Consider the following 258-nt stretch of genomic DNA (forward strand, 5'->3'; position numbering starts at 1 on the left):
GTATTTGCCTTTACGAGCGCCCAATAGCAAGACACCAGCCAGCGCCGCCGCAGCGCCTGCTAAATGTACGATACCAGAGCCTGCAAAATCAGAAAAGCCTAAATCACCTAAGCTAAATAGACCAAAGACGTCTTTGCCACCCCATGTCCAACTGCCTTCAACAGGGTAGATCACACCTGTCATGACCACCGCGAATAGCAGAAAAGCCCATAGCTTCATACGCTCAGCGACCGCGCCTGAGACGATAGACATACAGGT

Annotated in this window: 1 pseudogene; it reads right to left on the reverse strand. The window is 51.6% G+C overall.

The features are described 5' to 3' along the window. Positions 1–258 (reverse strand): annotated as a pseudogene (locus AAEY75_RS15975) (ammonium transporter); the annotation flags it as partial.

The organism is Psychrobacter sp. TB55-MNA-CIBAN-0194 (assembly GCF_040309505.1).
Taxonomy (GTDB): Bacteria; Pseudomonadota; Gammaproteobacteria; order Pseudomonadales; family Moraxellaceae; genus Psychrobacter; species Psychrobacter fozii.